At 70.6% G+C, this 17,753-nt stretch carries 14 protein-coding genes; 5 read left to right on the plus strand and 9 right to left on the minus strand.

The window, feature by feature from the left end; genetic code table 11:
- Positions 1–10: 10 nt before the first annotated feature.
- Positions 11–1,657, minus strand: coding sequence for an APC family permease (locus O5O46_RS28960; protein ID WP_443072649.1), 1,647 nt, complete (start codon positions 1,655–1,657; stop codon positions 11–13).
- 220 nt (positions 1,658–1,877) lie between these two features.
- Between O5O46_RS28960 and O5O46_RS28965 the strand changes: the two genes are divergently transcribed.
- From O5O46_RS28965 to O5O46_RS28975, 3 genes are all read left to right on the plus strand, one after another.
- On the plus strand, positions 1,878–2,792 hold the full coding sequence (locus tag O5O46_RS28965; RefSeq protein WP_269858571.1) for an ornithine carbamoyltransferase: 915 nt from the start codon (positions 1,878–1,880) through the stop codon (positions 2,790–2,792).
- A gap of 113 nt (positions 2,793–2,905) precedes the next feature.
- Positions 2,906–5,083, plus strand: a complete 2,178-nt coding sequence (locus O5O46_RS28970) for a SpoIIE family protein phosphatase (RefSeq protein ID WP_269858572.1) — start codon at positions 2,906–2,908, stop codon at positions 5,081–5,083.
- A 76-nt stretch (positions 5,084–5,159) separates the two neighbouring features.
- Positions 5,160–6,509 (plus strand): amidase, encoded by a 1,350-nt coding sequence (locus O5O46_RS28975; RefSeq protein ID WP_269858573.1) that lies wholly within the window; start codon positions 5,160–5,162, stop codon positions 6,507–6,509.
- A 75-nt stretch (positions 6,510–6,584) separates the two neighbouring features.
- Here the strand turns inward: O5O46_RS28975 and O5O46_RS28980 are convergent, their stop codons facing one another.
- From O5O46_RS28980 to O5O46_RS29000, 5 genes are all read right to left on the minus strand, one after another.
- Positions 6,585–8,225, minus strand: a complete 1,641-nt coding sequence (locus tag O5O46_RS28980; RefSeq protein ID WP_269858574.1) for an APC family permease — start codon at positions 8,223–8,225, stop codon at positions 6,585–6,587.
- 318 nt (positions 8,226–8,543) lie between these two features.
- Positions 8,544–9,584 carry a DUF6528 family protein gene (locus O5O46_RS28985; protein ID WP_269858575.1) on the minus strand — a complete coding sequence of 347 codons (1,041 nt, stop codon included), beginning with the start codon at positions 9,582–9,584 and terminating at the stop codon, positions 8,544–8,546.
- 210 nt (positions 9,585–9,794) lie between these two features.
- Complete coding sequence (locus O5O46_RS28990) at positions 9,795–10,298, minus strand: transglycosylase family protein (protein ID WP_269858576.1); 504 nt, start codon at positions 10,296–10,298, stop codon at positions 9,795–9,797.
- 348 nt (positions 10,299–10,646) lie between these two features.
- The gene (locus tag O5O46_RS28995; RefSeq protein ID WP_269858577.1) at positions 10,647–10,913 is read right to left on the minus strand and encodes a hypothetical protein; all 267 of its coding nucleotides are present in this window, start codon (positions 10,911–10,913) and stop codon (positions 10,647–10,649) included.
- 106 nt (positions 10,914–11,019) lie between these two features.
- On the minus strand, positions 11,020–11,427 hold the full coding sequence (locus O5O46_RS29000) for a hypothetical protein (RefSeq protein ID WP_269858578.1): 408 nt from the start codon (positions 11,425–11,427) through the stop codon (positions 11,020–11,022).
- 287 nt (positions 11,428–11,714) lie between these two features.
- Between O5O46_RS29000 and O5O46_RS29005 the strand changes: the two genes are divergently transcribed.
- Positions 11,715–12,266: a hypothetical protein gene (locus O5O46_RS29005; RefSeq protein ID WP_443072650.1), complete on the plus strand. Its 552-nt coding sequence runs from the start codon at positions 11,715–11,717 to the stop codon at positions 12,264–12,266.
- 227 nt (positions 12,267–12,493) lie between these two features.
- On the opposite strand, the gene ligD is transcribed toward O5O46_RS29005, so the two are convergent.
- Positions 12,494–13,423: a non-homologous end-joining DNA ligase gene (gene ligD / locus O5O46_RS29010; RefSeq protein ID WP_269858580.1), complete on the minus strand. Its 930-nt coding sequence runs from the start codon at positions 13,421–13,423 to the stop codon at positions 12,494–12,496.
- A gap of 5 nt (positions 13,424–13,428) precedes the next feature.
- The gene (gene ku, locus O5O46_RS29015) at positions 13,429–14,505 is read right to left on the minus strand and encodes a non-homologous end joining protein Ku (RefSeq protein ID WP_269858581.1); all 1,077 of its coding nucleotides are present in this window, start codon (positions 14,503–14,505) and stop codon (positions 13,429–13,431) included.
- 187 nt (positions 14,506–14,692) lie between these two features.
- Between ku and mihF the strand changes: the two genes are divergently transcribed.
- Complete coding sequence (gene mihF, locus O5O46_RS29020; protein WP_269858582.1) at positions 14,693–15,004, plus strand: integration host factor, actinobacterial type; 312 nt, start codon at positions 14,693–14,695, stop codon at positions 15,002–15,004.
- 195 nt (positions 15,005–15,199) lie between these two features.
- Here the strand turns inward: mihF and O5O46_RS29025 are convergent, their stop codons facing one another.
- Entirely contained in the window at positions 15,200–17,266 is a 2,067-nt protein-coding gene (locus O5O46_RS29025; RefSeq protein WP_269858583.1) for an ATP-binding cassette domain-containing protein, read from the minus strand.
- Positions 17,267–17,753: the final 487 nt, after the last annotated feature.

Consider the following 17,753-nt stretch of genomic DNA (forward strand, 5'->3'; position numbering starts at 1 on the left):
TCACCACCTGTCAGCGCGGGAATTCCGCCATACCGCCGGGTGCGGTCGCCGCGCCCTCCGCGAGGTGCCGGCGCCCCGAGCGCACCGCCCAGCCGAACACCCCGAGGCTGAACGCGGCGACCGCGAAGGAATCGTAGGGCTGGGGCAGCACAGCGGTGCCGCCGAAGGCGCCCAGCGCGGAGCAGGCCAGCAGGCCGAGCAGCCAGGCGGGCAGCCAGGCGCCCTTGCGAACCTCCCTCAGGAGTACGGCGGTTGGCTCGTGCCGCCGTACCCACCAGAACAGCGGCACCCCCAGCAGCGCCAGCGGCAGCGTCACCCGCAACCGGTGCCAGCTCGACCAGTACACGAACAAGGTGGCCACCACGAAGCTGACCGGTGCGATCCAGCGCACCCCCGGCACCCGCCCGGGGCCCGCCACCCGCAGGGTGTACGCGGCCACCGCCGAGGTGGCGTACCCCAGCAGGAACAGGTTGCCGATTGTGCTGACCACGTCCTGCCAGCCGCCGAACGGCAGCAGGAACAGCAACGTCACCGCGAGGTTCAGCGCCAGCCCCCGGCGCGGAATGCCGGAACCGGCGTGCACCCGCATGAACCAGTGCGGCAACATCCGGTTCTTCGCCAGCGCGTATGTGCGCCGGGCGTGCGCCGCCACACCGACGAAGGCCCCGCCGGCGGGTGAGACCACGGCGTCGGCGTACAGCAGGAGGGCGAGCCAGTGCAGATTGAGCAGCAGCGCCAGCTGGCCGAACGGCGAGTCGAAGCTGACCCCGTGCCAGCCGTGGGCCAGTGCCTGCTCCGGTACCGAGCACAAATAGGCCAACTGCAGTCCGACGTAGAGCAGTACCGCCAGCCCGATCGCGGTCAGCACCGCGCGCGGCATGTCCCGCCGGGGGTCGCGCGCCTCGCCGGAGAACTCCACCGGTGCCTGGAAGCCGTTCACCGAGTAGACGACACCGCCCATCGACAGCGCGGTCAGCCCTGCCGACCACCCGTAGGGGGCGAAGCCGCCGTGCTCGGTCAGCCGGTGCGGATGGAATCCGGAGACCAGCAGCAGGACCACGGTGATCGTGGGCACGGCCAGCTTGAGCACCGAGACCAGCAGGTTGACCCGGGCGAACAGCCGGACGCCGAACCAGTTGAGCGCACCGAGCGAGACGGTGACGGCCGCGGCCAGCGACAGCCCTGCCCAGCTCAGCCGGGCACCGTGGTAGAGCCAGGGCAGCCAGTGCGAGACGTACCGCAGGATCGCGGTCACCTCCGCGGCGTGCGCCCCCACCGACAGCAGCACCGCCCAGCTGATCACGCCCGCCACCAGCGGCCCGTTGGCGTACAGCGGCCAGCGCACGGTACCCCCGGCCTCCGGCCGGCTGGCACCCAGCTCGACCATCACCAGGGCGACCAGACCGGCGAGCGCACCGGCCGCCAACCAGCACAGCAGGGACAGCGGCCCGGCGATCCGCGCCGCGTACATCGCGCCGAACAGCCAACCGGAACCGACGATGTCGCTGAAGCCGATCGCGCCCAGGCCCCAGCAGCCCAGTCGGCGGTGGAGCTTGCGTTCCTCGACCCTGACGTCCTGCGCGGCGCCCGGGACCGGGGTGCGGGCAGGGCTCACCGCGCGGGGTGGCGGCGTCTCCTCCAGCGGCGGTTGCGACACCAGCGATGGGTACCCCCGCGCGCCGCGGGAACCACGCACCGTGACCGCACTTCACCGGCCCGCAGCAGCGTCCGGGTTCCTCCGGGCCGCCGAGGGGGTGACGCGCGGCCGATTCGTTTCCCCGCCGCATGGTGCCGGGGCGTTCCGGTTGCTACCTTCCCCCGGCTGAGGCCACGTTTGACCAGCCGACCGAGGGGGTCGCCCGAGCATGGTGGACATCGTGGCAGGGCCATCGGAACCGGAGCGCGGCCTGTTCTCGCTGGCCGACCTGGCGCCCGCCGCCGTCATCCGACTGGCCCGCAGGTCAACGGAGTTGTTCGACGACCGCGAGGCGCATGACCGCCCGTTGCGCGACCGGGTCGTCGGCACGCTGTTCACCGGGCCCTCAACCCGCACCCGTACCGCCTTCACGGTCGGGACACTGCGGCTGGGCGGCACACCGGTGCCGTACGGACCGGATGACCTCCAGTCGTCCGCCGGGGAACCGCTGCCGGACACGGGCAGAGTGCTCGGCTGCATGCTGGACGCCCTGGTGGCCCGCACCACGGGACCGCTGGAGGGGCTGCGGGTGCTGTCCCGGTACGGGCAACTGCCCACCGTCAACGCGATGGCCGCCGACGAGCACCCCACCCAGGGCATCTGCGACCTGGCGACGCTGCTGCTGCGGTTCGGCGACCTGTCCGGCATGCGGCTGCTCTACGTGGGCGAGGGCAACAGCACCGCGGTCGCCCTGGCGCATGGGCTCAGCGCGGTGCAGGGCGCCCGCGCCACGTTCGTCTGCCCGCGTGAACACGCCGTGCCCGAAGGGGAGTTGGACCGCGCCGCGAAGCGAGCCGTCGGCACCGGGGCGCGCCTGGAGCAGCTGCACGACCCACGTCGTCTCCCGCGCGAGGTGGACGTGGTCTACACGACGCGCTGGGGCGGCAGCGGCGCCGACGGGGCGTTCCAGGTGAACCAGGCGTTCGTCAACCGCTGGCCGGACGCCTGGTTCATGCACGACCTGCCCGCCCGGCGGGGCGAGGAGGTCTCCGCGGCGGTACTGGACGGCCCGCGCTCGCTGGCCTGGACTCAGGCGTCGATGAAGCTGCCCAGCGCGATGGCCGTCCTGGAGTGGGTGACCAACTCGCCACCATAGGACGGGAGTCACGTACTGTGCCGACACGCTGACACCGAGTGGCGGCGCCCCTCGCGGACAGGGGTCGTTCATCCGGGCGATCGGGGCGAGAATGGGCAGACGTGGAGGTGCCCATGGCTCGCGACTCACGGTCCGCGGCGCCGGGCTCCGGGACGGACGCCATCGATCAGGGTGTGCGCCAGGATCTCGACGCCCTGCTGGCGCGCCTGGACGCGGCGCGGGACCGGCTGGGCTGCCATATTGCCGCGCTCTACGTTCCTGGGCCGGACGCGGAGCGGTTGGAACTGGTGATGATGCTGGGCCTTTCGCGGGAGTTCGTCCGGCCGTGGGAGCATGTGCCGCTGTCCACCACCGCGCCGGTGACGGACGCGATGCGCGACCGCCGACTGGTGTGGGTGGGCGGCGAGGAGGCGATGGTGCGGCTCTATCCGGCCCTCGCGCTGGTCCTGCCCTACGCCTTCTCGCTCGCCGCTCTGCCGCTGGTGGCGGATGGTGCGGCGCTCGGGGTCGTCTTCACGTGCTGGCCGGGCTGGCACTCGGCGGAGTTGTCGGAGACCGAGCACGACGCCCTGATGGCACTCTCCGCTGACCTGGCCCGCCTGCTGCGCGACGCCACCGCGGCGGGCCGCCCCGTACGCGCCGGGCCGGAGCCGCTGATGATCACGGCGGAGAGCGGCGGCCCCGGTACCCCGGAGAGCCTCACGGCGATGGTCGAGCGGCTGCCGGAGGGCATATGCGCGCTGGACGCGCGGGGTCGGCTGACCTGGGTCACGCCCAGGGCGGCCAACCTGCTGGGCGCCCCCGTCTTCCGACTGCTCGGCGCCCGCCCCTGGGACGTACTGCCGTGGCTACGGGATCCGGTGTACGAGGACCGCTACCGGGCGGCGACGGTCAGTCGGCAGATCTCGTCCTTCGTGGCGCTGCGACCACCCGACCGCTGGCTGGCCTTCCGGCTGTATCCGGACGCTTCCGGGATCACCGTGCGGATCAACGAGGCCGACGTGGCACCGCGAGACGCGCCGGGCCCGATGCTGGCCGCGGACGCCGAGGTCCCCACCCGGGCGGGCGCGTACTACCACATACTGCACCTCGCCAGTAAGCTCACCCAGGCCGTCGGGGTGGTGGACGTGGTCGACCTGGTGGCCGACCAGATCGTCCCCTCGTTCGGCGCCCGCGCGGTGGCGGTACTGATCGCCGAGGGCGACCGGCTGCTGGTGGCGGGCCATCGCGGCTATCCGCCGGGCCTCATCGACGCCTTCGACAGCACGCCGCTGACCGCCGCCACACCGGGAGTCCACGCGTTGGTCTCGGGGGCGCCCGCGTTCTTCGAGTCCCGCGAGGAACTGGAACGGATGTATCCGGTGCGGCCGCAGATGCGGGACACCATGTCCGCCTGGGCATATCTGCCGCTGGTGGCGTCGGGCCGACTGGTGGGCACCTGCGTCCTCGCCTTCGACCAGCCGCACCACTTCACCGTCCATGAACGCGCGGTGCTCACCTCGCTCAGTGGTCTGATCGCCCAGGCCATGGACCGGGCCCGGATGTACGACGCCAAACTGGAACTCGCCCACGGCCTCCAGGAAAGCCTGCTGCCGCATGCCCTTCCGCTGCTGCCCGGACTGGAGACGGCGGCCCGCTATCTCCCCGGGACCGAGGGAATGGATATCGGCGGCGACTTCTACGACATCCTGCGAATAGACCGCGGCACCGCGGGCGCGGTGATCGGTGATGTCCAGGGGCACAATGTGGCAGCCGCGGCGCTCATGGGCCAAATCCGGACGGCGGTCCGCGCCTATGCGACGGCGGGCGCCGACCCGGGCTCCGTGTTGTCCCAGACCAACCGCCTGATGAATGACCTCGATACCAATTTGCTCGCGAGTTGCATATATCTGCGGGTGCACCTGAGCGGGAGGTACGCGCTGCTGGCCAGCGCCGGACACCCCCGGCCGCTGTTGCGGACCCCGGACGGCGAGGTGCGGGTGCCCGAGGTGGCCGGAGGGATCGTGCTGGGCGCGGAGGCCGTCACCAGCTATCCGCTGACCCGAATCCCCATGCCGGTCGGCACGGTGCTCGCGCTGTACACCGACGGTCTGATCGAGGCTCCCGGGGTCGACCTGGACGACGCGCTGCACGCGCTGGGCGGCAAGCTCGCCCGCTTCGACGACGGACCGCTGGACGCCCTGGCCGACGCGCTCACCAGGAACGCGGAGCAGGCCAGGCACCGGACCGACGACATCGCGGTACTGCTGCTGCGCTCGGTCTGCGCCGAGCGGGACGGCGCCCTCGCCTGACCGTTGACCTCGGACATAGGCTCGACGCCCGAACTCCACCACCCGTCGGACATGGCCCGAGGAAAGGTCAGTGCGTATGCCAACTTGGCCTGGACGTACCGCCGTTGAGATATCCGCCGCCGTACGCGAGGGCCGGGTCACCCCGCGCGAGGTGGTGGCCGAGCATCTGGCTCGGATCGAGCGCGAGAACGCCGGAATCGGTGCCTTCCGCACCGTGCGCGCCCAACTCGCGCTGGCCGAGGCGGACGAGGTCGCCGCCCGCCCGGATCTCGCGGGGCTCCCGCTCGCCGGGGTCCCGGTGGCCGTCAAGGACAACCTGCCGGTGCGCGGGGAGTCATGCCGAAACGGTTCCGCGGCCACCATGGACACCCCGGCCACGGCCGACCACCCCACAGTGCGACGACTGCGCGCCGCCGGCGCCGTGGTCGTCGGCCTGACCAACGTGCCCGAACTGTGCGTCTTCGGTACCGCGGACAGCGTCTACGGAATCGCCCGCAACCCGTGGGACCGGGCGCGCACGTCCGGTGGCTCCTCCGGCGGCAGCGCGGCGGCGGTGGCCAGCGGGATGGTACCGATCGCCCTCGGCAACGACGGGATGGGCTCGTTGCGGATACCGGCCGCCAACTGCGGCCTGATCGGCCTCAAGCCGGGTTTTGGAACGGTGCCCGCCGGGATCGGCAACGGCGACTGGTTCGGCATGTCGGAGAACGGCCCGCTGGCCACCACCACCGCCGACACGCGGCTGATGTTTCGGGTGCTGGCCGGTGAGGATCCGCCGGACGCGGCCCGCCCGGCGGTCGGCCCGTTGCGCGTCGCCGTCTCGGTGCGCAGCCCGCTGCCCGGCGTCGGCGTCACCGCGCCGTACGCCCAGGCCGCCCGTCGCGCGGGCGAGTTGCTGGCCGCCGCCGGGCACCACGTCACCCCGGCGGACCCGCCGTACCCGGTCTGGCTGGGCGCGGCGGTGTTCGCCCGCTGGACCGCGGGCACCGCGGCGGACGCCGAGGGGTTGCCGGTGCGGCTGCTGACCCGGCGCACCCGGCGGCACGGCGCGGTCGGCCGGGTCCTCGCCCGTACCGGGCTGCCGCAGGCGGATCTGCGGACCCGGTTGCGCGAGCGCCTGGCGCCGTTCTTCGCCCGTTACGACGTGCTGGTCATGCCGGCGCTGGCCCGCCCGGGTCCGGCCGCGGGGCCGTGGCACGAGCGCGGTTGGCTGGCCAACCTGGTTGGCAGTACGCGGTGTTCACCGCTCACCCCGCCGTGGAACCTCGCCGGCTGGCCCGCGATGAGCGTTCCCCTGGGCGGCCAGCCGGGCGCGGTGCCGGGTGCGGTGCAGCTGGTGGCGCCGCTGGGCGGCGAGCACACCCTGCTCGACCTGGCCGCCGAGCTCGAGTCCCGGCACCCCTGGCCGCGTTGTGCCACGGGATGACGCGCGCTGACGCGGGAATGCGTGGAGCCCGGCCGAGGGGACCGGCCGGGCTCCACGTGTCGGGAGGGGGGAGGCTCAGTGGCCGCCCTCGTCCACCACGGTCACCGAGTCGATGTTCCGCTGGATCTCCTCGCTGGACAGCGCCGTGGCGCGGGCCCAGTAGTAGATGCCCAGGGAGAACGCCGCGATGAGCGCGATGTCCCACCACAGCGGGATGGCGCCGGTGCCGTTGCCGAAGCCGCCCTGCCAGGAGATCACGCCGATGCCGATCAGGTAGACCGGAAGCCACTGCGCCGACTTCCAGTTCAGCATCGGGGCGTTCGGCAGACCCTTGCGGTTGGCGTACAGCGCGTACGAGCCGAGCAGTACGTAACCGAGGACGATGGCGACGCCCAGCCGCCACAGCGTGTCCCAGCCGGACCAGTAGATGATCAGGCTCGCGATCACGAAGGACAGCGGCGAGATGAGGCCACCGCCGGGCAGCCGGTAAGGCCGGTCCCGCTCCGGCAGCCGGGAGCGCAGCGCGCCGAAGGCGAGCGGGGCACCCGCGTACATCAGGACACTGGCCGAGCTGATGAAGCTGACCAGCTGCTGCCAGCTCGGGAACGGCAGGAAGCAGATCACGCCGGTCACGAAGGCCATGACCAGACCGAACCACGGAACGCTACGGGCGTTGGTGCGCTCGAACAGCGTGGGAGCGTAGCCGTTCTTGCTCAGACCGTAGGAGATGCGCGACGTGGAGGTGGCGTAGATCAGACCGGTACCACCGGGGGAGATGACCGCGTCCATGTACAGCACCCAGGCCAGCCAGCCGAGTCCGACGACGGTCGCCAGACCGGCGAACGGCCCGCTGATTCCCGCGTAGTTGAGGTTGGCCCAGCCCTTGGCGAAGGAGCTGCCGGGCAGCGCGCCGATGTAGACGATCTGCAGCGCCAGGTAGATGCCCGCGCCGATGAACACCGAGCCGATGGTGGCCCGCGGGATGTCCCGCTTGGGGTTCTTGCTCTCACCGGAGATCTGGATCGCCTGCTCGAAGCCGAGCAGCGCGAAGATGATTCCGCTGGTGCTGATCGCCCCCAGCACACCCTTGGCGCCGAACGGTGCGAAGCCGTGCGAGGTGAAGTTGCCGCCGTGGAAGTGGGTGGCCGCCAGCACGAATATCGTGAGCAGCGGGATGGCCACCTTCCACCAGGTGGCGGCGCTGTTGGTGTGCGCCAGTAGCCGGACGCCGAGGAAGTTGACCGCGACGAAGACGGCCATCAGGATCACCGCGACGATGAAGCCGCTCACCGTCAGCGTCTGGTCCTTGTTGAGGAAGCCCTGCGCCCAGGACCAGTGACCGGCGTAGCCGATCATCGCCTCGACCTCGATCGGGGCGACGGTGGCCGCCTGCAGCCAGGAGAACCAGCCGAAGGACATACCGGCGAGCCCGCCGAAGGCGTAGTGCGGGTAGCGGGCGGTACCGCCCGCTACCGGGAAGAGGCCGCCGAGCTCGGCATGGACCAGGGCGAGCAGCACGATCGCGATCGCGCCTATGGTCCACGAGATGATGGCGGCCGGTCCGGCGACGACCACGGCCTTCTGCGCGCCGTACAACCATCCTGAACCGATGATGGAACCGACAGACGCCCAGAGCAGCCCGATCAGGCCTACATCGCGACGGAGCGTGCTGGGGTCCCGCGCCGTCTGCGGGGCGAACTTGTCCACACTGACCATGAGGGGCCTCTCCATTAATGGCAGAGCGTGCTGAGAAGAGTTGCCTCAGAGTAGGGATCGTTCATACGTCCGCAAAGACTCGACGATGAATAGTTACCTTCCAGAGATAATTTCCATGCGCCCGCCGCGTTTCCCTTGGACAGCCCGCTCTCAGCTGTCTCCGGGGCCCCTGGTAAAGAAATGGTCAAGACGCGCTTCAGGTGGGAGGACCTCCGGCTCCGACTATTACCGGGTGGTCGCGAACCGGCGGAATGACTTGAGCGTAATTTGAGCTGCGGCGCGCTTTCCCGCCGGTTTCCCGGCGGGGACGCGTCGCGGTCACTCGTCGTCGCTGTCGTATGGCAGCAGCCAACGGGCCTTGTACAGACTCGCCCCCGCGGTGTCCTGGCGGCCGTCGGGCGCGTGGAAGTCGATGGTCGAGGTGCACCACTGGCAGGGATTGCCGGACTGCGGGGTCACCGTGAGCACCTGGCCGGTGACCGGGTCGTCGCCGACGCTCTTGACCCCGGCCCGGTCGATCCCCGCCTGCCCGGGATATCCGACGAAGGCGTCATCGGAGATGGAGTACTGCCGCACGTGGTGGGTGCTGGTGACCCACAGCCGGTTGCGGTCCCTCGCGACCGCGGACAGGTCATGGCCGCCGGTGTCGGGGAGGTTGACGGTCACCCCGGTGGACACCTCCGGTTCGGCGTCGCTGCCGTCCACCTTCAGGCCGACCAACTGGCTCTCGCCCAGGGCCCACAGCGTGCTGTTGGCCTCGTCCCACTGCACGCCGTGCGCACCGGGCAGGCCGTACTGGACGTACCGCGCGGAGCCCGGCCCCTGGGAGGCGGTGTAGATGCGGACGAACCCCCCTGTGCTGGCCGCGACCGCGACGTTGCCGCCCGGCAGCAGTTCCAGGCTGTGGGCGTTGCCGCCGACCACGGTGGCCCAGGCGACCCGGCCGTGCGGGTAGGACACCACCGCGACCAGGCCGGCCGACGCGCAGGTCAGCAGCCACTGCCTGCCGTCCACCACCCGGTGCTTGGCCTCGCTGACGTTGCGCCAACTCCTTTGCGGATTCAGGAAGTTCAGGCTGCCGTCGTCGGTCGGCGACCAGGACCACAGCGCCGCCCTCGCGGCGGAGCGCAGGGCGGCGCGGGTGCCGTGTTCGGCCCAGGACTCGTCGGTGGGGTCGAGGACCAGTACCCGCTCACTGGCCTGGTCGGCGGCGAGCAGCAGGCTCCGGGTCCTGGCCCGCGCCTCGGTCCTGGCGCGCGGCCGGACGGTCAGCGCCGACGCGGGCGCGGCTCCGGTGGTCAGGGCCGCCGCCATCATGCCCAGCACGGCGCGCCGGGACCGTGCGACCGGCGCGCTCATGAGCCCGCCCCGATCGCCGCCCCTGGACTTTCGACTCGGGTACCGCGCGACAGTAGTACAAATGCATCCATTGGCTCATTGGAGCCCGGCGTACTCCGCGTCCGGGGGCTCACACGCCACGGGTCCCTCCACCGGCGTACGGATCCGTCGCCCACTTGACCGCACCGGCGGCCTGGCCACCCGACCGGGGGCCAGGCCGCCGTACGTCGGTCAGTGGAACCAGTACCGGTGGTGGCGGTGGCGCCAGTGGAACCGATGGTGGTGGTGCCGATGGCCACGGAGCCAGCGCCGGTGGTGCGCGTGGAACCGGTAGTGGTGCCGCAGGAACCCGTAGCGGTACGTACGGCGCCAGTAGCCACGGCTGACGTGGCTGTCGTCGCCGAGTGCGGTCCGGCCCGAGCAGCCCGGCCAGGCGCTCAGCCCCTGACGGGACAGCACCCTGCTGGCGATCTCGATCTGCTGTGAGCGGCTGGCCCGGTCGGCCCGGGACGCGTAGGCGCCACCGCCGTAGGCGCGCCAGGTGTGCCCGCTGAACTGCAGACCGCCGTAGTAGCCGTTCCCTGAGTTTATGTGCCAGTTGCCGTTGGCTTCGCACTGCGCGAGATGGTCCCATGAACTCGCGGCGTCCATATGGGAAGCCGCCGCTGCGGGAGTGCCCACCGCGCCCGCCGCCACCACGGCGGCGAGCCCGTACGCGAGAAACCTTGCCTGCATGCCGTGCTGCCTCCTGAAACGGACCAGGAAAATTCCTGGCGGGCCCACTGGCAGTGGTGGCGTCAGCCGTTTACTGCCATGTCAAAAGCCCTAGGCGATTATCCGACAATTGGCAAGGCGTCAGATTCCATGCGCGTCGCGGCCGTTCCGGTTGCTTTCCGCCACCACGGCACAGCCGCCTGGCGGAATGCTCCGGACGAGTTCTCCGGCGCCGATTCCCAGGCGTGGCGCCGTAGGTCCGGCCGTAATGCCCGCCGAGTGGGTGGCGCCCCGATCGGGTGTCCACCGCCGAACTGGCGTTCTGCTCGGGCCGCTTCGGCGGGCCTCGGCGAATTCGCCCGCTTAGCGTCAGCCGTGGCAGCGGGCGGCGGCGCGCAGCGCGTTTCGCAGCTCCCGGTGCCGGCGTTCCGCCGCGGCCTGCCGCATCAGGGGGTGCGCGTTGAGGGCGTGCGCGGCCTGCCGGTAGGTCTCCCAGCGTTCGTCCCATTCCTGGCGCTGCCGTGGTGACCAGTTCGACGGTGACCCCACATCGGGACCACCCAGCGCCGCCAGGGCCTCGTCCGCGGCACGCTGCAGGGCGATCAGGTCGTCAGGGAGTTCGATCGCATTGGCCATGTGACGATCGTAGGGGGCTTGTGTGATGAGAATGTGACGGGGGCGTCGTTCAGGGCCGACCCCGCGTGTGCGGGGGCGGCCCTGAACGGAGAGTGCGCCTGGCGCGTCAGTGCACCGTGACGGTTACCGGGGACGACGTGGTCGTGCCGTCGTAGACCCTCAGTACCTGCTTGCCCTTGGAGTTGAGCTTGGCGGTCAGCTTGTAGGCGCCGCCCCTCTGGACCGTCGTGCTGGCGTGCAGCGAGGTCCACTTGCCGTTGCTACGGTGCTGGAGCTGCACCCTGCTGCCGGACTTCAGACCCTGGGCCCGGCCGATGACGGTGACCTGCTGCCCGGCCTTGACGGTCGTCGGGCTGACTCTGATGCTGATGGACGACTTGGCCGGAGCGCGGTAAGGAGCCGGGTGGATCGGGTGCGACGCGGCGATCGCACCCCCGGCGCCGCCGGTCAGCAGGGCGGCGGAGAGGGCTCCGGCAACAGCGAGACGAGCGGAGTGGGACTTCGTGGGGGTCACTGCACTTCTCCCTTCGTCATGAAGTGCACCTACCACGAGGAGTAAGTGCACTTACTGCAAACGAGTCCGTCACGTCACACTATCGGGCTACTGCCCAACTCGCCACATTTGGCGGCTTCTCGGCATTTCTGTCCCTTGTTCACCCGATTGGCGCTATCGAGGTGGTGCGATGCCGAGGGCCGGGAAAGAGTCCGGTCAAGAGCCTCGGCCCCGATGGGACGTCCAGAAAACCGCCCAGGCCGCCGTAGGCGGGGACGGGCCGCGAAATCAAGGGAAGTGATCCGGTGCTGTCATCCCCCTACCGGCTACGGCACGGTGTTCTCGCGGCGCTGATGTCAGCGCTGCTGTTGGTGGTGCCCGCTTGTTCCGGCAAGAGCAAGCAAACGTCCTCCGCTTCGTCCGCGCCCTCCGCCTCCAGTTCGGCGGACAAAGTCCGGTTCGCCAAGACGAAGTTCGTGGCCAATGCGAGCCTGGCGTCCGGAGCGGTGTACCAGTGGATTTACAAGCCGTACAAGGCGGGCACGTTCAAGAAAGGCACCAAGGGACGTACCGGCGCGCTGGTAAAGGGGGGTCTGGCCGCCACTTTCGCCTATAACCGCTACAAGGCCGCGATCCGCGACGCCAAGGGCGATCCGCTGCTGTCCAAGGCGGTGGCCCCGCTCACCGGAAGCGTGGACAAGCTCAAGGACCTGGGCGCGAAGATCAGGGGCGGAAACGCCAGCGATTCAGACTTCAACCAGATTCAGAACACCGTCAACGGCGTTAAGAACGCGGGGAGTCAGAACGGTGCGAACGTCACCGACAACGTCCCCTCACTGAAGCAGATCGGCGGTTCCTGACCGACAGCGGCCTCGGCACCGTGACCATCCCCCGGTCACGGTGCCGACGCTGTCGCATCCATCCCGGTCACCCCACCGGCACCGCCTCCTTCCGTGCCGCGGCGCACGCTTCGGCAGCGCGAACATCAGGCGAAGACCGCCAGCAGCGCGCCCAGCACCCGCCAAGCCGACCCGCAGTGCACGAGCCGCCGCAACTGGCCGATTACCTGCGGGAGTTGGGGCCTGGTTCAGCCGCGCCGCCGGTTCCTGACCCGGTCCGGAAGTTCGTGGGCGCCCGCCGGGTCGGCCAGGTCGGCGAGGACGTCGCCCCGCTCCGCGACCCGGTCGGCGACCTGGTCCGGGGTGAACCGGAGGTCGTCCGGGTGCTCGCTGGCGGTGACCTCGTCCCAGGTCACCGGGGCGGCGACGGCCGGCCGCGGTCTGACCCTGAGGGTGTAGGGGGCGGCGGTGGTCTTCGCCGAGGCGTTCTGCGACCAGTCGATGAACACCTTGCCCGGGCGCGCCGCACGGGCCATAACCGCCGTCACCAGATCGGGATGCTCGCGCTGCATCCGTACCGCCAGCGCCTTGGCGTAGTCGGACACCCGCCGTTCCGCCGTCGGCCGCAACGGAACGTACAGGTGCAGGCCCTTGGCTCCGGAGACCACCGGATACGCCTCCAGCCCGTCCTCCGCGAGGAGTCGCCGAACGCCGAGCGCGATCCGGCAGCAGAGCACAAGGTCCACGCCCTCCCCCGGGTCCAGGTCGAACACCATCCGGTCGTGGGCGTCCGGACCGTTCGCGGCGGTCCACTGCGGCACGTGGATCTCGTAGGCACCGAGGTTGACCATGGCGAGCAGGGACGCGGTGGAGTCGATCACCACATAGGGCGCCGGGCCCTCCCGGCTGGCCACCTGGGTGACGGTGACCCAGTCGGGCAGGCCCGGGGGCGGGTTCTTCGCGTACCAGCTCTGACCGTCCGGCCCCTCCGGCGCGCGCACGAAGGAGGCGGGCCGCCCCGCGCAGTGGTCCAGCATCTCGGGGGCCACCCGGACGAAGTAGTGCAGCACGGCGGCCTTGGTGGTGCCCGTCTGCGGGAAGAGGACCTTGTCCAGATGAGTGAGGACCAGGCGGTGGCCGTCGACGTCCAGGGCCTGCCGGTCCGGTGCTACGGGCATCGCGGTCAGGCCGACGCCCTGGCCTTGCGCCGTCCGCCGGTGGCGGAGAGCGCTTCGACCAGTTCCTCACGGCTCATCGTGGACCTGCCGGGGATGTCGGCCTCGGTGGCGAGTTCGTACAGCGCGGTCTTGCTGAGCCCGGCGAGGTCGGCCGCCTCGGGAGGCTTCTTCGCCCGCTTCTTCGCGGTGGCCTTCTCCGCGGTGGCCTTCTCCGCCTTCTCCGCCTTCTCCGCCTTCTTCCCGGCCTTCTCGGCCCTCCCGGCCTTCTCGGCCTCGGCGCGCTTCTTGCCACCGGTGCCGCGCTTGCCCTTGGCCCGCTCCACGCTGGCCCGCAGCGCCTCGTTGAGGTCGATGACATTGGTGGAGCGCGGTGGCGGCTCCTCCTTCTCCACGGTGCCGCCGGTGCGTTTGGCCTCCAGCAGTTCGCGCACCCGCTCCTGGTAGCTGTCGCGGTACTCCTGCGGGTCCCAGTCGACGCTGAGCGCGTCGACCAGTTGCACGGCGGTGTCCAGCTCCCGCTTCTCCACCCGTGCGTTCTCCGGCAGCCCGCCGATCTCGCGGTGCGGGTCGCGCACCTCGTCCGCCCAGTGCAGGGTGTGGACGACGAGGACGTCGTTCACCGGCTTGACCACCACCAGGTACTCGCGGTTGCGCATAACGAAGGTGGCGATAGCGGCCTTGCCCGCCTTCTTCATCGCCTCCACCAGCAGGGCGTAGACCTTCGCGTACTCGTCGCCGCGCGGCCCGACGTAGTACGTCCTGTCGTAGTAGACCGGGTCGATCTCGTCCAGGTCGATGAATCCGCTGATCTCCAGCTTCTTCGACCGGCCGGGAGCGACCTCGTCCAGTTCCTCCGGCTCCACGACCACGTACTCGTCGCCGATGTCGTAGCCCTTGACGATGTCCGACAGCGGGACGTCCTCGCCGGTGCGCTCGTTGACCCGCTTGTTGCGCACCCGATCGGCGGTGCCGCGCTGGAGCTGGTGGAAGCGGATGGTGTGGCTCTCGGTCGCACCGAACATCTGGACGGGCACGGTGACCAGCCCGAACGACAGCACGCCGCTCCAGACCGCGTGCGCCATGGCGCCTCCACCTCCCTCCCTCCCAGTGACCACACGGTATCTCCGACCGCTGGCCAGCGCCTGTCGGCACGGATCGCGCGGGCCGGGCGCGGTTCGGTCCGGACCGTCCCTTCGGGTGATCGCAGTGAGGCCGGTGCCGGCGTGAGGGCACATATTCACGATGTCGACCCGAGCGAAGGAGCCCCGAATGCCCCTGCCGTCCATGACTCCGGAACAGCGCCAGGCCGCACTGCAGAAGGCCGCCGAGGCCCGGCGGGCCAGGACCGGCCTGCTGGACAGCGTCCGCTCGGGCAAGAAGCGCCTGAGCCAGGTGCTGGCCGCGGCCAAGACCGACCCGGTCGTCGCCAAGACCAAGGTCTCCCAGTTGCTCAGGGCCGTCCCCGGTCTGGGCCCGGCGAAGGTCGGCGCGCTGATGGACGAGATCGGCATCGACCCCGACCGCCGCGTCGGTGGCCTGGGCGACAGGCAGCGCTCGGAACTGGCGGACAGGGTCGGCTAGTGGCCAACCGCCGTTCGGCGCGGCGCAGTCGGCGGCGGGCGGGCGACCGGGCGCCAAGTGCGTCGACGAACTGGCGCAGTTGGACCGGCCGTCCGGCGAAGTAGATGACCTTCGCGGCGGATTCGCAGTTGGTACGGAGGAAGCCGAGCCGCGGCAGCCAGTTCTGGGACCGCCGCGTCCCGGGAGCGGCTGGGCTCAGCGGCGGCGCATTACCTGTGGCTCGTGCCGCCGCAGCATTCCGGTCACCACCGCCACGCCCATCACGCCGAGCCCGACCAGCACGCTGACGTCCATGGACCACTGGGCCGCGGTGTGCGCCCACAGCGGGTCGGCGAGCTTGGGGTGCGCGGCGTCGGCGGGCGGCCCGATCCGGGTCAGGTCGATGGTGGCGGCCTGCGCGGCGACCGCCCATCGGGACGGGGAGAGCCAGGAGAGCTGGGCGAGCCCGGTGTCGTTGAACATCGGGAAGATGGCTCCGGTGAACATCACCTGCGCCACGGTGGAGACCACCAGCAGCGGCATGGTCTTCTCCGCGGTGCGTACCAGCGCGGAGATGATCAGGCCGAGCATCATCGAGGTGATGGCGAGCAGCACCACCACCAACACCAGCTCTATCGCCGAGGGTTGGGTGACCAGCCCGGCGGTGGGGAGTTTGCGGCCCGCGAGACCTATCACGGCGAGTATCAGGCCCTGGGCCGCGGTGATGACGCCGAGGACGGTGACCTTGGAGAGCACGTACGCGGATCTGGACAGCCCGGTGGCGCGGTCGCGTTGGTAGATCACGCGTTCCTGCACCAGTTCGCGCACCGAGTTGGCGGTACCGGTCAGACAGGCGCCGATCGCCAGCACCAGCAGTACGCACTGCGCGTCGACGTTGGCGATCGGGCCGCAGGCGAGCGGACGTCCGGCGGGCTGGCTGGCGGCCATGAAGCCGTACGCGGCCGGCACCGCGGCGCTCAGCACGCCCATGATCAGCGGCAGCGCGGCGAGCAGTCCGACGTGTCCGCGGTCCGCCACGATCACCGAGAAGTTGCGCCGCACCAGGGTCACCAGCTGTGAGCCCCAGCTCGGCGGCTTCGGCGGCCGTACCGAGGGCACGCCCTGCGGCTGCTCGGCGGGGTCGTCCGCGGTCCGCTCGGACTCGGTGGACCTGGCCTCCTCCTCCGCCTTGCCCGCGGAGTAGGTGCGGTGGTGGATCGACTGGCGGTAGATGGCGGCCCAGTCGCGGTCGGGGTACTGGTCGAAGTCACGGAAGACGTCGGCCCAGTCGTCGTGGCCGAAGAACTCCAGCGCGTACTGCGGCGGCCCGAAGTACGCGGTCCGGCCGCCGGGGGCCAGTACCAGCAGCCGGTCGCACATGTGGAGGTTGGCCACACTGTGGGTGACCACCGCGATCCTGCGACCGCCGTCGGCGAGGCCGCGCAGCATCTGCATCACCTGCCGGTCGAGCCCCGGGTCGAGTCCCGAGGTCGGCTCGTCCAGCAGCAGCAGCGCGGGCTTGGTGAGCAGTTCCAGGGCGACCGAGACGCGTTTTCGCTGGCCGCCGGAGAGCGCGGTGATCCGGTTCTCGGCCCGGTGGGACAGGCCCAACTCGGCCAGCACCTCGGTGACTCGGGCGTCCCGCTCGGCGGCGTCGGTGTCGTGCGGGAAGCGCAGCCGGGCGGCGTAGCGCAGTGCCTTCATCACGGTGAGCTGCGGATGCAGGATGTCGTCCTGCGGCACCAGGCCGATGCGGTGCCGCAGTTCGGCGAACTGCTGGTAGAGGTCGCGACCGTCGTACAGCACCTCGCCGGAGTCGGCGGGCCGGTAGCCGGTGAGCGCGCGCAGCAGGGTGGACTTGCCGGAACCGGACGGGCCGACGATCGCGACCAGCGACTTCTCCGGCAGGTCGATGCTGACCGAGTCCAGCAGGGTCTTGTACTCACCGCGGTGCCGTTCCCTGACGGTCAGGTCGCGGGCGGTGAAGGCTCCGGACTCGGCGTCCCCGCGCTCCACCAGTCGGTCGCCGTCGAGTTGGAACGACGTCTGGCCGATGCCCACCAGATCGCTCGGACCTATCTCGCACCGTTCGACCGCACGGCCGTTGACATAGGTTCCGTTGGAACTGCCCAGGTCCACGACCTCGAACCCGCCGGCTTCCGTGGTGTGCAGCTCGGCGTGGTACCTGGAGGCCATGAGGTCCCTGACGACGACGTCGTTGTCCGGGGCACGACCGATCCTGACAATCCGTTTGGAGTGCAGCAGCCGGCTCGTTTCTGTCATGGTCCCTCGGGAATTGCTTGTCGTCTTCGGCACACGCCGGACGCCGTCCGGCCTGGCACGGCGAGGTGACACCGGCAGATCGTGCCGCGCCCCCTCCCGCACTCGGAGAGGTTATCCGCTGTACAAGAATGCGATTCCCGGGGATTCGGTTCCCGGACCGCGGGTAACCTCACAGCGCCCGGACCGACGGCGGTCGGCAACTACGCACATCCACCCACATCCCCCGGCGGCCGAGCCGCGAACGCCGCCCCGGATTCGCAGCGGGTGGCGGGCACGCCGACCGCACAAGCCCGGGAATTTACCAAGAATTTCTGTTTACGTCAGGTGCGGCCGGAGCGCGACGACCCATCAGGCGCACAGCCAACTCACAGCCGCCGCATAGCGGATTGGGAAGCCACGAGCGCCTCGGCGACGCCGCCGCGGAGCGGACCGCTCGGCCAGCCCGGTGATCCGCCACCGGAGCGGAGCCACCCCTGGAGTGCGACTA

Origin of the sequence: Streptomyces sp. RPT161 (genome assembly GCF_027533845.1) — a bacterium.
Classification (GTDB): Bacteria; Actinomycetota; Actinomycetes; order Streptomycetales; family Streptomycetaceae; genus Streptantibioticus_A; species Streptantibioticus_A silvisoli_A.